This window comes from Pseudoalteromonas sp. OANN1, from assembly GCF_024124685.1.
Taxonomy (GTDB): Bacteria; Pseudomonadota; Gammaproteobacteria; order Enterobacterales; family Alteromonadaceae; genus Pseudoalteromonas; species Pseudoalteromonas piscicida.
The window spans coordinates 42,932-59,515 of record NZ_JAMXSE010000004.1; the positions used below are offsets into that span (position 1 = coordinate 42,932).

Here is a 16,584-nt window from a genome sequence, read left to right on the forward strand (position 1 = left end):
GGTAATGATTTTAATACCGCAGATACCGGTAAAGTTTTAAGTGGTTATAATTTGGTCATTTTAAAAAGTTAGACTAAATTTATAAGAAGGGTTGACACCGGTGTCAGCTTTATGCGTAAATATAGTGACACCGGTGTCAGGTTGGGGTGAGAGACAACCTGATAGCGTACCTTTGAACGGGTAAATCAAAGCAGCTCTGTACAAGGATTACCACGAATGCTGGTAATCGTGCAGAGCCTTTTTCCTCTAACACTAGAGAGTCAGTAATATGTTGCATCCACGAATTCAGGAAGTCACCGAACGCGTCATTGAGCGAAGCAAAGCAACACGTCAAGCCTATTTAGCTCGAATCCAACAAGCAAAAAAACAAACGCGCGTACGAGCAGGACTGGGCTGTGGAAACCTAGCACACGTAATGGCTGCTTGCTCAAGCAGTGACAAAGCACGTCTGAAAGAAGACGAGCAACCGAACCTAGCAATTATCAATTCGTACAATGACATGTTGTCTGCGCACGAACCTTATAAAGAATATCCAGATTTAATTAAAGCAGTGGCAAACAAGTTTGACGCGACTGCGCAAGTAGCGGGTGGTGTACCTGCTATGTGTGACGGGGTTACCCAAGGCCGAGATGGCATGGAACTGTCTTTGTTCTCTCGTGATGTCATTGCCATGTCAACAGCAGTGGCGTTATCACACGATGTCTTTGATGGGGTTTTCTGTCTTGGTGTCTGTGACAAAATCGTCCCAGGACTATTAATCGGTGCTTTGTCTTTTGGCCATTTGCCGATTTTCTTTTTACCAGCAGGTCCAATGCAATCAGGGATCCCGAACAAAGAAAAAGCACGCATTCGTCAAAAGTTTGCACAGGGCTTAGTCAGCCGAGAAGAGTTACTGGAAGCTGAGAGTGCTTCATATCACAGTGCAGGTACTTGTACTTTCTACGGTACGGCGAACTCGAACCAGATGTTAATGGAGATCATGGGTCTTCATTTACCTGGTAGCTCATTTATCAATCCATACACAGAATTAAGAGATGGCTTAACGGCGAGTGCGGTTGAGACCATGCTAACTCAGCTACTTGACGGTAAAAGCGGCAATGCACTTGCGGATATCGTGAGTGAAAAAACCGTGATCAATGGCTTGGTCGGTCTGTTGTCTACTGGTGGTTCTACCAATCATGCCATTCACTTAGTCGCAATGGCAAAAGCAGCTGGCGTGCAAATCACGTGGAAAGACATGGCGGATTTGTCTGAAGTAGTGCCGTTGTTAACACGTATTTATCCAAATGGTCATGCCGATGTAAACCACTTCCAAGCAGCTGGTGGCATGGGCTTCTTAATGCGTGAATTAAGAGATGGCGGCTTCTTACACAATGACGTAAAAACGATTGTGGGTGAAGGGCTTGATGCTTATACGATGGAACCATTACTGGATATCAACAGCAATGTTATCATCAGCGATAATCAAGGTCCTGCCAAAGTGAAGTGGGTACCAGTACCTGAGAATTCACTGGATGAAGAAGTGCTTCGCCCAGTAGCAAATCCATTTAACAAGCAAGGCGGCTTGCAACTACTTAATGGTAATTTGGGTAAAGCGGTGATTAAAGTGTCTGCGGTACAAGAGCAGCACCAAACGGTGACTGCACCGGCGAAAGTATTCAGCTCTCAAAGCGAATTACAAGAAGCCTTTACTGCTGGCAAGCTTAACCAAGACTTTATTGCCGTGATTAAAGAGCAAGGCCCTAAAGCGAAAGGTATGCCTGAGTTACATAAACTGACGCCTGTCATGGCTACATTACAAGACCAAGGTTTTAAAGTGGCGATTGTGACTGATGGTCGTATGTCTGGTGCGTCGGGTAAAGTACCTGCGGCGATCCACCTTGCACCGGAAGCGGTTGAAGGTGGTGCAATTGCAAAAGTGCACGAAGGTGATTTGATCACCTTAAATGCACCAAAAGGCGAATTAGTGCTACATGTTTCTGATGAAGAAATGGCACAGCGCGAATTACAGCTTTCACCGCAATCTCAAACATTTGGTACGGGTCGAGAGCTATTCTCAGGATTTAGACACGTAGTGAGCAGTGCAGATCAAGGCGCATGCTCATTTGGCATCGAAGAATAATAACAGTGGGAATGAGGGTGAGCATGAGTATTAAAGAGATATTGTCAGCAGCACCAGTGGTTCCGGTTATCGTTATTGATAACCTAGAAGACGCGGTGCCGCTTGCCACGGCATTGTTTAATGGTGGCTTAAAAGCACTTGAAGTTACACTTCGTACTCCGGTGGCAGCGCAAGCGGTAAAAGACATTAAAGCGGCTTTACCTGACGCCTATGTTGGTACTGGTACGGTAGTGGATAAGGCAACCTTTAATGCCTCAGTAGAAGCCGGCGCTGACTTCATGGTAAGTCCAGGTGTCAATGACGAATTATTGGCACTGGCAAAGTCGTCAAGTATTCCATTTCTTCCAGGTGCTGCAACGCCAAGCGAAGTGATGAAGCTTGCAAGTCATGGTTTTGAATTCTTAAAGTTTTTCCCAGCAGAAGCTGCAGGTGGTGCACCAATGCTTAAATCCATTGGCGGGCCAATTCCACAAGTAAAATTCTGTCCAACGGGTGGTATTTCGTTGGCAACTGCACCTAAGTATCTTGCACTCGACAATGTGGTATGTGTGGGCGGTACTTGGATGCTTGATAAAGCACTTATCGCAAACAAAGACTGGCAAGCCATTGAAGCGCTTGCGAAACAAGCAAGTGAAGTAAAATAGATTAGGGGACAGTTATCATGATTAATATCGCAATTAATGGCTATGGACGTATCGGTCGTAACGTACTTCGTGCACTGTACGAGTCAGGTCAGAATAAAGACATCAAAGTCGTTGCCATCAACGATCTCGCACCTGCAAACGTAAACGCACATTTGACTCAATTTGACTCTGTACATGGTCGCTTTCAAGAGCAGGTTGTTCTTAACGACAACACACTCGTTATCGGTGGTGACGAAATCACGCTAACGCAAGAGCGTGATCCTGCAAATCTTCCTTGGAAAGCGCTAAACGTTGATATCGTGCTTGAATGTACTGGGTTGTTCACTTCTCGTGAAGCTGCGGCTAAACACATTGAAGCCGGTGCGAAAAAAGTGATTGTATCTGCGCCGGGCACAGATATGGATGCAACGGTTGTTCATGGCGTTAACAGCGAAGTGCTAAATGCTGAATCAACCATTATCTCTAACGCATCTTGTACCACAAACTGTCTTGCGCCTATTGCAAAAGTATTGAATGATACGATTGGTATTGATCAAGGTAGCATGACAACCATTCATGCCTACACCAACGATCAGAATCTATCAGACGTTTACCACCCTGATTTATATCGTGCGCGTAGTGCCACTCAGTCGATGATCCCGACGAAAACGGGCGCGGCAAAGGCAGTTGGCTTAGTGCTTCCTGAACTTGCTGGCAAATTAGATGGTATGGCGGTTCGTGTGCCAACTATCAACGTATCACTGGTTGATTTAACGTTTGTTGCCAAGCGTGACACTTCAAAAGAAGAAGTGAATGCAGCAATCAAAGCGGCCGCTGAGGGCGCGATGAGTGCAATCCTTGAGTACAATGAATTACCTTTGGTTTCTATCGATTTCAACCACAATCCAGCTTCTTCAGTGTTTGACTCAACACAAACCAAAGTAGATGGAAAGCTGGTAAAAGTGATGGCTTGGTATGATAACGAATGGGGCTTCTCTTGCCGCATGCTAGACCAAGTTAAAGCACTAGGTGCATTTTTATAATCAGGATTAATTTCTAACCAAAAGCTCTGCAGATCGCGGAGCTTTTTTGTTTTTGACGGAAAAATTGCCATTCTTCCTTATCAATTAGTATAAGTTCCTTGAGGATCGGCAGCGTATATGGAAAAATTCACCACACAAATACCAATAACTCCAAACGAGGATTCAATTATGCGCATCATCTTGCTAGGCGCGCCGGGTGCAGGTAAAGGTACTCAAGCTCAATTTCTAATGGACAAATATGGGATCCCTCAGATCTCGACAGGCGACATGTTACGTGCTGCTATCAAAGAAGGGACTCCGCTGGGTCTTGAAGCGAAAAAAGTCATGGATGCAGGTCAACTAGTATCTGATGAAATCATTATCGGCTTGGTAAAAGAGCGCATCGCAAAAGAAGATTGTGCAAATGGCTTCTTGCTTGATGGCTTCCCACGCACAATTCCACAAGCAGACGCAATGAAAGAAAATGGCATCAAAGTTGACCATGTTATCGAATTTGATGTGGCAGATGAGATCATCGTTGAGCGTATGAGCGGTCGTCGTGTACACCCAGGTTCTGGTCGTGTTTACCATATCGTTTACAATCCGCCTAAAGTAGAAGGCAAAGATGACGTAACGGGTGAAGACCTAATCATTCGTGATGACGACACTGAAGAGACAGTCCGTAAACGTCTAGCGATTTACCATGAGCAAACTAAACCACTAGTAGACTACTACAGTGCAGAAGCGGATGCTGGTAACACGCAATATCACAAACTAGATGGTACACAAGCTGTTGATGCGGTGAGCAAGCAGTTAGGTGAACTATTGGGTTAATAATTAAGCGTTCGCTTGGTTAACATGTAGGAGTCCAAAGAGACTCCTACATTATCTCTAAACTAGCTAAATCGTTTTAATAAGTGCTGTAGTGGAAAGTAATACTTTCTTTTCGACTTGGCTCTGCATAATGGAAGTTGCCTGTGGCTTCTACTCTATGAACGATAGAGGCTGAAATACCCGCTTTAAATGCCTCACCATTAAACGTAGTTGTATTCCCTGAATCGTTAGGATTAATTTCAATACACTTGAAAGGTGTCGTGCTGTATGCACGACTGAAACAAAGCTCCACCGTTTCATTGCCAGGATCGGCGTAACCCGCTGAAGTATAGCTAACTCCAGTGATAGTACCCGTTTTACTTCCATATGGGATATCACTTAAATCGATGTTTAATACAGAAAACTCTGTGGTTGAAAGACCGCCTGCTGAGCTTAATACTAGCATCCGACTAGGTTGTTTTTCTTTCGTGATCATAAAGTTGTCAGCAATTGCTTGACCACTTAGCGCGAGTGAAGAAATGAATAGGGCGGTAAGAGACATCTTTTTCATTAACAATTCCTTATTGTATAGTCTAATTCAAGCTACGCAGTGCAACTGCATAACGGCGTGATTGTAATGAAGGGAGAATGTTTAGGTCAACCTTGGAATTGTAAGTTAATGCAACTAAATCAGTGGGTTATGGTTTTGTTTTGATGAGTCTTATGAGTAAGGGGCTGATGCCCCTTACCAGTTTTACGCTTTTGCGATAAATATAGCACGGAGTGGAGCGGGGTAGCCTTCAATGGTTTTGCTAGTGTCATTTGGATCTAAGAAATCAGCAAGCGACTCTGTTTCCATCCAAGGGGTTTGGCGCTGCTCGTCTAACGACGTGACGTCTTTGTTTACCACTTTGATGTCTTTAAAGCCCACGCGCTCAAGCCACAATGTTAATGCATCACAGCTTGGAATAAACCATACGTTGCGCATTTTTGCGTAGCGATCGGTCGGCACCAATACTGTATTTACATCGCCTTCAATGACGAGTGTTTCTAGCACCAATTCTCCACCTTTTCTTAGCTGAGACTTTAGCTGCGCTAAAAAATCGATTGGTGAACGACGGTGATATAGCACGCCCATTGAAAACACAGTATCAAATGCTTTTAACTCTGGCAATTGCTCTACACCTAGTGGTAGTAAATGCACGTTTGGATCGGGGTTAAAGTGTTTAATAGTTTGGAATTGGCATAAAAATAGATCGGAAGGGTCAATGCCAACAACAAGCTCTGCGCCTTCACCGCGCATACGCCACAAGTGATAACCAGAACCACAGCCGATATCCAAGACATTACGGCCATGAAGGTCACTAATATGGGGGAGCAGTCGGTCCCATTTCCAGTCGCTGCGCCACTCAGTATCAATATGGACGCCATGTAAATGAAATGGTCCCTTACGCCATGGCATCATGCGTTTTAGTAAATGTGTTAACTGCTTTTGATGACCTTCATTGACGTCTTCGCCAGTACCTATCTCAACCTTGGTTTTTATATCAACATGGGTGGTTGAGATCTCAGGTAGATTTTTAATGACTTTTTCCCATTTCGGCCAGTCGCCATGTTGGGCTTCTTTTTGCCAATGGCTAAGCTGCGCAGGCAACGTTTCTAGCCAATGGCTCAAAGGGGTTTTCGCAATGGTTGCATAAAAGTCGGTAAACCAATGATTCATAATTGCCTCTATTTTATTGCTACCATTGAGCAGAAGTTAAAGCACTGATACCACACTTGAGTTTGATTAAAGCCAATATCCTCTAATCTTGTCATATGGGTACTTAATGAGTCCGTGCGCATCACGTTTTCAATCGCGGTGCGTTTTTGGCTGATCTCTAATTCTGAGTAGCCATTGTGGCGTTTAAAGTCGTGGTGAAGGTCGATAAGTAAGTTGTCTTTAGTACCGTTTTCACCGCGGATTTTTTCACTTAATAGCAGTACGCCACCAGGTTTTAAACCCTGATATATTTTTTCGAGAACCGCTTTGCGGTTTTCTGGTGGGATAAACTGTAGGGTGAAGTTCATCGCAACGACAGATGCATTGCTAATCTCTATTTCATTGATATCACCTAAAGTGACCGAGACTGGGACGTCAGATTTAAAGCCTTTTAAATGCAGTTGGCAACGCTCTACCATAGGCTGTGAATTATCCACGGCAATGATATGACAGTTTTCTTTATCTATATTTCTACGCATGCTTAGCGTGACCGCGCCTAAAGAGCAGCCTAAGTCATATAAGTTTGAGTTACTTTGCGCGTAAGTACCCGCAAGTTTGCCCATTGTGCTTACTATTGTCGCGTAGCCCGGCACTGAGCGTTGGATCATATCTGGAAACACTTCGACGACATTGGCGTCGAAAGTGAAATCTTTTACTGCTTGCTCAGTGGCATAAATACTGTCTTTGCCCGTCACATTAAATCTCTCTTTGAAAATAATCTCGCTATTTTAGCATTTTATGCTGGATAGTCAGTGATAAATTCAGTAGCTTGGCTACTATTAATAATAAGAAGTAAATATGAGACCAAAAATGGCGAAAAGCAAAGTGATTAGCACAGAAGATATCCTCTCAACGCTATGCCACTCAGTAACAGAAGTTCTGTCGTCGGCAAGCGGCAACCAAATTAACTATTCCGCGATGGTACAAAAGATAACTCGTACCTGTATGAGGCCTGACATCGGCTGTTTCGTATTGTTTGATGGCGGCTTTACCGGTTTAGTCGTAACTAATTTTACCGCGCAAGCAGCAATGGAGGTGTATACCGATTACATGCGCAACATGGGCATGCCTGAAGAAGAAATTGCGCATAGTCATTTGTCCGATGACGTTGCCAACGTATTGGGTGAGTTGATGAACCAGATTGTCGGTGATTTCACCAACAAAGTACGCGAGCAGCTACATACCTCTATCACGCAAAACCAGCCTAAGATGATGGCTATCAACAAACAGGTGCAGATCTCGGTAGACACAACGATGGATCGCCCGCAGGCAAGACGCGTTACCTTTACCACTCAAGGCCAGAATATTTTCTATCTTGAATTGGCAATGGATAAAACTGAATTCATTAAGCTACATGACTTTGATATTGCAGAGTCGGTAGACCCAGATGACATTATTGCAAGTCAGGCTGAGAAGAAAAAGCCAGCGAAGCCGCAGGAAGAAGATGTTGTAGATGACGACTTTATGGATCAGTTAGGACTGTAAAACCGTATTTAAGGACATGTGTTTGAGCACGTAATAGAAAGGCCACCTCAGTGGCCTTTCTATTACGTCGAAATCTTCATTTCGCCCTCGGATAAAATATATAGTAATGGCACTAATGCAGTGCGCCTTTTCCTGCATTAAGCTCAGGTGCTTCTTCTACATGCTTTATGGATGTTAGCATCATAAAGGCTTCATTGAACTCAAAGCGGGCGATGGCGGTTTTTAATTTCTGTAGTTCTGGCTCCGTCAAATAGCTACTTACTGAAATTGAGTCTACTAACTCTGTGGCTTGGGTATCATAATCTCTTAACGCACACGCAAGCTGGATGAGTTCCTCTAATTGACTATTGCCACCTTTTTCTTCGTTGTTTTTCGTTACATTTTTTACCTGATGAGACGCTTCTTTTTTACGACGTTTTTGGCATTGCTCCAGCGCATATTTAACGTATTTAATCAGTTCGTCAATTTCGCTCGCATTAGGTGGACGGACATTGAGAGAAGCTTCAATGTGCTTAAATTCCTCTGTCAGCCTAACAATCGAAAGGTTAGCACTAGCACCTTTTAATGCATGTAACATGCTATGTGCCAGTTCAAAATTCTCAATGGCTAAAGCCTGTTTTAAATTGATCAGCTCTTCAATCTGCTGGGACAGGAACTTTTCTAAGATATCGAAGTAAACCTTTTGGTTGCCAGCTGCTCGAGCAATACCCTCAGCAATATCAATGCCTTCAAACTCAATGATCTCATCAACTTCCTCTACTTCTGTAGTGACTTCTGATTGGTTTGCTACTGGTGTTGCTAAAAGGCTACTGGTCTCCGCACTTGCGTATTTCAAAATACTTTTAACGAGTTGCTCTACGTCGATGGGTTTGGTGACATGGTCATTCATACCAGCATCGATACAAGTCTGGATGTCTTCTTCCATGGCATTGGCGGTCATCGCGAGAATAGGAAGTGTATTTTTATCGAACTCTATACGAAGGTTTTGCGTCGCGGTAATGCCATCCATCACTGGCATTTGCATATCCATTAAAACAATATCTATATGTTTGCTATGAACTTGCTCAATGGCTTCTTGCCCATTATCAGCGACCGCCACTTGCGCTCCGAAGCTAGATAAGATCTCAACAGCGATTTCCTGGTTAACAGGTTGATCCTCCGCAACCAAAATCGATATGCCATTTAGTGCTTGTTTACTAATCGTTTGTTCTTTTTTGGTGATAGTGGTTCTTACCTCTGGTGAGTCAAATACGGCATTTTGAATAACGTCCACAAGGTTTGACGGATTAATCGGCTTTAAAAGTACACCATCGACTAAACTGGCTTGGCTGTCGCTCAGGTTTAACTCCCGACCATAAGCTGTGACTAAAATAAACTTACTTTGTGACACATCGACTTGCGATTGCAGCTTAGTGATCATCTCGATGCCATCTAATTTTGGCATATGCCAATCGACGAAAATAAGATCGGGTAAATCTTGTGTTAGGACGAATTGATTTAATGCTTTATGAGGGTCCAAATAAGAACAAACTTGCATACCAAAGTTTGTTAGCATACCACTTAACACGTCCAATGCATGTTGGTTATCGTCAATAATTGTTGCTGATAGCTCTGATAAGTGGGTTGACGCCATTTTCGCCTGACTCAGCTCGTCACTGACTTCCATTTCTAATGTGAAATAAAACTCCGAACCGACGTTTTCCTCACTCTCAACATATATTTCTCCCCCCATAAGCTTGACCAGTTGCTGCGAAATTGTGAGGCCAAGCCCAGTACCGCCATATTTTCGGGTGATTGAATTGTCTGCTTGAGAAAAAGATTGAAATAGGTTTTTTTGCTGGCGTTTATTCATGCCAATACCGGAGTCTTTGACGCTAAACTTAATTTTCGCTAACCCTTTTTCGACATTGACGAGGGCAACACGAATAACAACCTCACCGGTTTCTGTGAATTTAACCGCGTTACCCGCTAAATTGATGAGTACTTGGCTTATTCTAAACTGATCGCCAATCACGCAGTAGGGCACTTGTGAGTCAATATCAAAGACTAACTCTAGTTGTTTTTCTTGGGCTTTTACACTGACGATGGTGGCGACATTGTCGAGTAGTTTTTCTGTTGAAAAGGCCTGATATTCTAACTCGATTTTGCCAGCTTCGATTTTTGAAAAATCGAGTATATCGTTAATCAATCTCAGTAATTGCTTTGCCGCAGTATCTATTTTTGATACGTAGTCGTGCTGTTTTGCATTTAATTCGGTCGCAAGTGCGAGATGAGACATACCAATAATCGCGTTCATTGGGGTTCTAATTTCATGGCTCATGTTGGCGAGGAATTCGCTTTTCGCTTTTGCCGAGTTTTGGGCCAAGTCTTTCGCTTCTATGAGCTCGCGTTGTAGTTGGTTCCTCTCCGACACGTCAAGGTACATACCAACAATCCCAGCTACAGCGCCATTTTCATTAAAAAATGGCGCTTCGTATACAATCAGTTCCCGAGCTTGCTCTTGGCCATCGAGTAATAGTACTTCGTAGGTTTGCTCTTGGGTTGTGGTGATAATTTCGTGGGCTTTGGACTCAAATAGACTGGCTATTCCTAAATCAAAAATCTCGTCTAGTTTGGCGCCAATCACGTCTACTTCAAATTGATCTAACAGTGCCAAGAAGGACTTGTTTACCCCCATAAATACCCCGTCAGTAGATCGATAGTATGTAGGGTTTGGGATAGCATTGATAATGTGGTGGGTAAGTTCAAGTTGTTCGCTTAAGGCCGACTCTGTCTTTTGTTGTTTTTCGATATTTTCATTAATAGCAAGCGCGAGACTTAAGTCCTTACACAAGTACTCAAGCGCTTCAAATTGGCTGTCTATCAACGCCTGTACACTACCGACTAGTAGCACATAAACTACATGATTACCGATGGCTAGTGGAAAGCAATAACGGCTTTGTAACTTCACTTCAACTTCTTGTTCTTTGAGCCACAACGGTTCTTGTTGTACTTGCGGTTCATTATTTGTTGCGCAAAGCGCTATCGTGGACGCAATAATTGATTGGCTTGGTGTCACTCCGTGGCTTTTCACTAACGACAAGGTGTCGTCTTCTGAATTGGCATAGAGGCAAACACTCGGTGCATTGAACTCACTGGAAATAAACTCTAGTGCGTGGCGGACGATAGGCTCGGAACCAGTGATGGATTTTAGTTCGCGATTATAGTTTTCGATAATTGCGGCTGACGCCAACTTTTGGCTTTGAGAGGTGGTGGCAGCATGGATAGCTTGTGTGAGGCGTTTTACATCTGCGTCACTGTTTGTGGGGGTTACTGAAAGAGGGGCGCCGTTTAACGCTTGTTCACGTAACGTATTGACGATGCGATAGAGTGGGGAGAAATGTTTAGTGCGCATAAACCAAACATAAAAGCTTAAAAATAGTGTTAACACCGCGAAAGCAAGGCCAGTAATCAACAGTATTTTAAGTTGTTGATTAGTATGTGTTTCGAGTTCAGCGTTTGCGATGAGAGGCAGCTGTGAGATGGCGTTTTGATAACTTTGAGGTAAATAGACCTGTTCAACCGTGTTTGCTAAAAATTGAGATTTTAATCTTGCTTGGGTTTCATAAATTTGTTGTAGCGGTAGTGGTAATGAGTGACTTGGTGCAGGTTTGATATCATTGAGCCATTGGGCGTTTTTATCTTTGCTATATATCTCAAGTGAGAGGTGGTTGTGATAAGCGGTATTAACGTCGGTCGCGAGTGTGCTATGAGTGGTTGTTGAGTAGTAGATAAGCGTTGCGCTTCCTAAGGCTGCCATCAAGGCGAAAAGTGCGATCCAACTTAGTAATGCTTTTGAGGACATAAGTTATTATTTACGCGTGAATTTATATATAAACATAGTCGCGATATACAATTTCTCAAGCTATGCTGTAAAAAGTGTCTACCTTAAGGACTTGAGTAACGTTACATGTCAGACATTTTAATTGTTGACGATATGCCGGAAAACCTCCAAGTATTGCAGCTCATACTAAGAAAGGAAGGATATAAAGTATTGGCGGCACGAGGCGGGGACATTGCATTAGGTATCGTTAAAAAGCATCAGCCTGAATTAATTATTACTGATATAAAAATGCCAAACATGTCGGGGATTGAACTATGTAAAGTGCTTAAGTCCGACAACTCGACTGCGGCCATTCCCGTTATTTTTGTGAGTGCTTATGAAGACAGCGAGAGCTTGGTACAAGCATTCGAGGTTGGTGGTGTTGATTACATTACCAAACCCTATAAACCCGCTGAAATCATAGCCAGAGTAAACACCCAATTTAAGTTAATTGAAGCGCAAAAGTTAGCGGTAAAACAGCAGCTATCTAAAGCCATAAACCAAATGGTGATGGGGATTGCACACGAAATCAATACCCCGCTTGGTACCAGTATTACATCAAACACCTTTTTAGAAGGCGTCATGCAAGAGCTTCAAAGTGCACTTACCGCAGGTACGCTTACGCAGGATGGGCTGGTTACGGGGTTTGAACAGATCAAAGACAGCAGTGCGCTGTGCAGCCGTAATCTAGAAAAAGTGGCTAAGTTTGTCAGCTTATTGAAATCGGTCTCTCAGTCTGAGCGAGATAGCAGCTGTGCTGACGTTAAATTACAAGAAATAGAAACAAGACTGAAAAAAGATTTTTCAAAGCAAGACGTACAAATTCAGTTTGTTGGTAACACAACAACAGAGATTTATGTGGATGGACAAGCTCTGGTTGAGGTATTGAGCAACTTAGTTGAAAATTCCATTGCGCATGCTTGGATTGACCATGATCATCTTGCCACTATCACCTTTACGCACTCGGGTAACAATTTACATGTGAATTATACTGACAATGGAATAGGGCTTAGAGGAATTAGTACACAAGAGTTATTAAAACCATTTGTTACAACAAAAAGAGGTAATGCAGGTCATGTTGGGCTCAGCGCAAATTTAACTGCCAACTTGGTTTCAGGGGCACTCAATGGAGAGTTTAGTGTGAAAAATACACCGCAAGGATTGGAGTGGGATATCCAAATACCGATAGATGCACCCGATAATGCTTGATCTGCATCAAAAGTCTCAGGTCCTATACATAAAAGCGGACATAAGTCCTTATATCATTTGTCCTAATTCAATAAGCTCGCTCGCTGTTAAAACGTAATCTTTAAAAAGTACTCTGCTAACCATGTAATTAGCTACACTTTTTTAAGAATTATCGACAACACGATCGTATAAGGGCTTTTTAGCCTTTGCTGTTGCTGTTTTGAGCGAGTCTTGTCAAATACAAGTTTACTGCTTAAAAACAACCCCCTAGGTTAACAGACCCGATAACATACGCCTTACCTTCTACTAGGTACGCAGTGTTGAGATGACACGGGAAGTGCGTTATTTACTCCAATGTGCAATTGAGTAAATAACCATGAATTACTAATAATTTTGGTGGAACCATTATGCAACAGTTACCTACCGTAGACTATCAATCGCCAAATGCTGCGAAAGAATTTGTAGAATCTTTAAGAAACACGGGTTTTGGTGTACTAAAAAATCACCCAATCCCACAAGAGTTGGTTGAATCAATCTACAAACATTGGCAAGAATTTTTTAATTCAGAAGAAAAACACGAATTCCTTTTCAATAAAGAAACCCAAGATGGTTACTTCCCACCAGAAGTCTCTGAAGTTGCGAAAGGTTTTACAGTAAAAGACATTAAAGAGTACTTTCACGTTTATCCAAAAGGTCGCGTACCGGCCCAATTAGAAGCAGAGATTCGTGAATATTACCGTTTAGCGAGCGAGTTTGCTCAAGAATTGCTAAGCTGGGTACAAGCTGAAGCGCCTGCAGATGTGAGAGCGAGATTCTCTATTGATCTTAAAGATATGATCAAAGAATCAGAGCAGACATTACTGCGTATTCTTCATTACCCACCAATGACAGGCGATGAAGAACCGGGTGCAATTCGCGCCGCGGCTCATGGTGATATCAATCTACTTACTGTATTGCCTGCGGCAAATGAGCCAGGTCTACAAGTGCAAAGACAAGATGGCAGCTGGTTAGACGTACCATGTGACTTTGGTTCGCTAATTATTAACATTGGTGACATGCTGCAAGAGGCGTCGGGTGATTACTTCCCATCGACAATTCACCGTGTGATTAATCCTACAGGCAAAGCGTCGACGAAATCTCGCATTTCATTGCCGCTATTCTTACATCCAAGACCGGATGTTGTGTTGTCAGAGCGTTACACTGCAGATAGCTATTTGCAAGAGCGTTTGAGAGAACTTGGGGTTAAGTAATCTGCGAATAACCTGAACGATAAGGTTAAATCGATAAAGCGACTTGATGTAATATTGAGTCGCTTTTTTATTATGTGTCTAACAATCCCTAATCTCTGTTAGTCCTTGTAATTTGACGATTATTGCAATTTTTCACTGACAATCCTCACAAACTGTGCAATATTAGTTTTTTTCAAAATGAAGAAATTTCTTGAAAAATTTAATGACAACGCTGTCATTTGTTGTGTAACATCAATTCAACATGAATGAAAAACCGTGTCCAACGAAAACAATAACGCGGTCTAATCCAGAACAAAGTAGGGGTCTTTACATGATGGCTAAACAGGTTAACCAAGACCAACTATACATCGGCGTCGATGGTGGTGGAACAAAATGCCGCGCTACAATTTATTCTCTTCAACATGGCGTTTTGGGTACGGGTCTAGGCGGTCCTGCGAATCCCTTACATGGTTTAGAGCGTACGCTTGAATCCATCATGGTATCGACACAAATGGCGTTACAAGACGCGGGTCTTCGTGTTGAACAAGTACATGAGCTAAATGCTGGTCTTGGCCTTGCAGGTGTTAACTTACCCGCGCTCTATGACAAAATCATGCAATGGGAGCATCCCTTTAAACAAATGTTCCTTACCACAGACTTACACACCGCGTGTATTGGTGCTCATGAAGGTAGCGATGGTGCCGTGATTATTACGGGCACCGGCTCCTGTGGTTTTGCCTTGGTTGATGGTAAAACAGTGAACTATGGTGGTCATGGCTTTGCTCAAGGCGATATGGGCAGTGGCGCATGGATGGGATTAGAGGCAGTAAAAGCAGCGTTACTCGATCTTGATGGTCTTGGTGAAAAAACGTCATTGAGCCAAGTATTGCTAGAGCACTTCAGTGCGAAAGGGGCAATGGGTATTGCAGAACAAATGGCGGGGCAGCCGTCTAGTGGGTATGCAAAGCTGGCTCGTTATGTGTTAGAGCAAGCAAAACTAAATGATGAAATTGCCCTTTCTATCGTAAAGTCTGGTGCGGAATACATTAGTCGTTTAGCGAAGCGTTTACTTGAACTAAACCCGCCTAGACTCTCTATGATTGGCGGATTATCAGAGCCGCTACAACCTTGGCTCGACCCAGAAGTTGCAAAGCAAGTCCAATTACCGAAACAACCTCCTGAAATGGGGGCAATTTACTTTGCAATTCAAAGTGCAGGTCAAGAATTAAAAAAGGCGAACTAATGACGACTCAATGTTATTTTGCTCCAGAATTTTTTGATGGTGAAAGTTTTAGAAAAGACGTTTACTTCGAAGTAAACAACGGCCAAATTGGTTATATCTACGAGTCGCAAGCGACCAATGTATCTAAGTTATCGGGACTAGTTGCACCAGGTTTTATTGACGTACAAGTTAATGGTGGTGGCGGTGCATTTTTTAACGCCGAGCAATCGACGGCATGCTTGGCGACTATGGTTAAAGCACATGGCCAATTTGGTTCAACGGGATTAATGCCAACCCTTATCACTGACAAAATTGAAGTAATGCAACAAGCGGCAGATGCAACAGCAGAAGCGATTGCTACTAATCAGCCCGGAGTGCTTGGGATCCATTTTGAGGGCCCACACTTATCTCATCCTAAAAAGGGTACGCATAGCGAAAAGTTCATCAGGCCAATCTCAGAGCAAGAGTTTGCGGTATACGCGCGTCAAGATTTAGGCATCAAAATGGTGACTTTAGCACCTGAAACTGTGCCGCTTAGCGATATAGAGCGCTTGATTTCATTGGGTGTTAAAGTGTGTATCGGTCATTCAAACGCGGACTATGACACCGCCAGCGCCGCACTAAACGTTGGCGTGGATGGCTTTACGCACCTATTTAATGCAATGTCTGCGTTTACTTCCCGTGAGCCGGGCGTTGTCGGCGCGGCGCTTTGGAATGACAATAGTTGGTGTGGTTTGATTGTTGATGGCCACCACGTTCATCCATTGTCGGCGCAGCTTGCGATTCGTACTAAGCAGCGCGGCAAAATGATGCTAGTGACGGATGCCATGCCTCCGGTTGGGACTGATGATACGGAGTTTGACTTTTTTGATGGCAGAAAAGTTATTCGTACCGGTGATCGGTTAAATTCAACGACTGGTGAGCTTGCTGGCAGTGTATTGGATATGGCAAGTGCGGTGCGGAACACCGTTAATACGCTTAACGTGAGTCTAGCGGAGAGTTTACGCATGGCTTCTTTGTACCCTGCGCAATATCTTGGCCTGTCTCAAAAGGGGCATCTAAGATCGGGGGCTGATGCTGATTTCGTGGTGCTCGATAGCGATTTGATTGTGAAGCAAACCTATATTGGTGGTCAGTTGTTATAACTGATTTACAATTGAATAGTGGACGGAAACGGCCGCTTAAGTTTCCCTGATAAAACCCCGCAGCAGTACCGCGGGGCTTTGTTTTTTAAGCTTAGTTAGGGCCTGTTGACC

13 protein-coding genes are annotated in these 16,584 nt (G+C 43.4%); 9 read left to right on the plus strand and 4 right to left on the minus strand.

The features are described from left to right. The first annotated feature begins 268 nt into the window (after positions 1-268). From edd to adk, 4 genes are all read left to right on the plus strand, one after another. Positions 269-2,122: a phosphogluconate dehydratase gene (gene edd / locus NH462_RS04965; protein ID WP_017219245.1), complete on the plus strand. Its 1,854-nt coding sequence runs from the start codon at positions 269-271 to the stop codon at positions 2,120-2,122. A gap of 23 nt (positions 2,123-2,145) precedes the next feature. Beyond that, positions 2,146-2,766, plus strand: coding sequence for a bifunctional 4-hydroxy-2-oxoglutarate aldolase/2-dehydro-3-deoxy-phosphogluconate aldolase (locus NH462_RS04970; RefSeq protein ID WP_253104541.1), 621 nt, complete (start codon positions 2,146-2,148; stop codon positions 2,764-2,766). 17 nt (positions 2,767-2,783) lie between these two features. Further along, positions 2,784-3,788, plus strand: coding sequence for a type I glyceraldehyde-3-phosphate dehydrogenase (gene gap, locus NH462_RS04975; RefSeq protein ID WP_010378024.1), 1,005 nt, complete (start codon positions 2,784-2,786; stop codon positions 3,786-3,788). A gap of 168 nt (positions 3,789-3,956) precedes the next feature. Then, positions 3,957-4,601, plus strand: a complete 645-nt coding sequence (adk, locus tag NH462_RS04980) for an adenylate kinase (RefSeq protein ID WP_010378026.1) — start codon at positions 3,957-3,959, stop codon at positions 4,599-4,601. A 76-nt stretch (positions 4,602-4,677) separates the two neighbouring features. Here the strand turns inward: adk and NH462_RS04985 are convergent, their stop codons facing one another. The 3 genes from NH462_RS04985 to cmoA form a co-directional block, all read right to left on the minus strand. Then, positions 4,678-5,151: a hypothetical protein gene (locus NH462_RS04985; RefSeq protein WP_010378028.1), complete on the minus strand. Its 474-nt coding sequence runs from the start codon at positions 5,149-5,151 to the stop codon at positions 4,678-4,680. Between the two features lie 183 nt (positions 5,152-5,334). Then, positions 5,335-6,303: a tRNA 5-methoxyuridine(34)/uridine 5-oxyacetic acid(34) synthase CmoB gene (cmoB, locus tag NH462_RS04990; RefSeq protein ID WP_017219248.1), complete on the minus strand. Its 969-nt coding sequence runs from the start codon at positions 6,301-6,303 to the stop codon at positions 5,335-5,337. An 8-nt stretch (positions 6,304-6,311) separates the two neighbouring features. Then, positions 6,312-7,037, minus strand: a complete 726-nt coding sequence (gene cmoA, locus NH462_RS04995; RefSeq protein WP_010378032.1) for a carboxy-S-adenosyl-L-methionine synthase CmoA — start codon at positions 7,035-7,037, stop codon at positions 6,312-6,314. A 115-nt stretch (positions 7,038-7,152) separates the two neighbouring features. Here cmoA and NH462_RS05000 point away from each other — a divergent pair, with 115 nt between their 5' ends. Continuing rightward, positions 7,153-7,827, plus strand: coding sequence for a DUF3334 family protein (locus NH462_RS05000; protein WP_010378035.1), 675 nt, complete (start codon positions 7,153-7,155; stop codon positions 7,825-7,827). A gap of 112 nt (positions 7,828-7,939) precedes the next feature. Here the strand turns inward: NH462_RS05000 and NH462_RS05005 are convergent, their stop codons facing one another. Then, positions 7,940-11,671 (minus strand): response regulator, encoded by a 3,732-nt coding sequence (locus NH462_RS05005; RefSeq protein WP_253104544.1) that lies wholly within the window; start codon positions 11,669-11,671, stop codon positions 7,940-7,942. 105 nt (positions 11,672-11,776) lie between these two features. On the opposite strand from NH462_RS05005, the gene NH462_RS05010 reads away from it, so the two are divergent. The 4 genes from NH462_RS05010 to nagA all read left to right on the plus strand — a co-directional run bounded on the left by NH462_RS05010 (position 11,777) and on the right by nagA (position 16,473). Continuing rightward, positions 11,777-12,898, plus strand: coding sequence for a hybrid sensor histidine kinase/response regulator (locus NH462_RS05010; RefSeq protein ID WP_010378038.1), 1,122 nt, complete (start codon positions 11,777-11,779; stop codon positions 12,896-12,898). A 386-nt stretch (positions 12,899-13,284) separates the two neighbouring features. Beyond that, a complete protein-coding gene (locus NH462_RS05015) occupies positions 13,285-14,127 on the plus strand; it encodes a 2OG-Fe(II) oxygenase family protein (RefSeq protein WP_017219251.1) in 843 nt (280 codons plus the stop codon). 310 nt (positions 14,128-14,437) lie between these two features. Beyond that, complete coding sequence (nagK, locus tag NH462_RS05020) at positions 14,438-15,349, plus strand: N-acetylglucosamine kinase (RefSeq protein WP_010378041.1); 912 nt, start codon at positions 14,438-14,440, stop codon at positions 15,347-15,349. Continuing rightward, positions 15,349-16,473 carry an N-acetylglucosamine-6-phosphate deacetylase gene (gene nagA, locus NH462_RS05025; RefSeq protein ID WP_253104546.1) on the plus strand — a complete coding sequence of 375 codons (1,125 nt, stop codon included), beginning with the start codon at positions 15,349-15,351 and terminating at the stop codon, positions 16,471-16,473. Before nagK ends, nagA begins: the two co-directional genes overlap by 1 nt. Positions 16,474-16,584 lie beyond the last annotated feature (111 nt).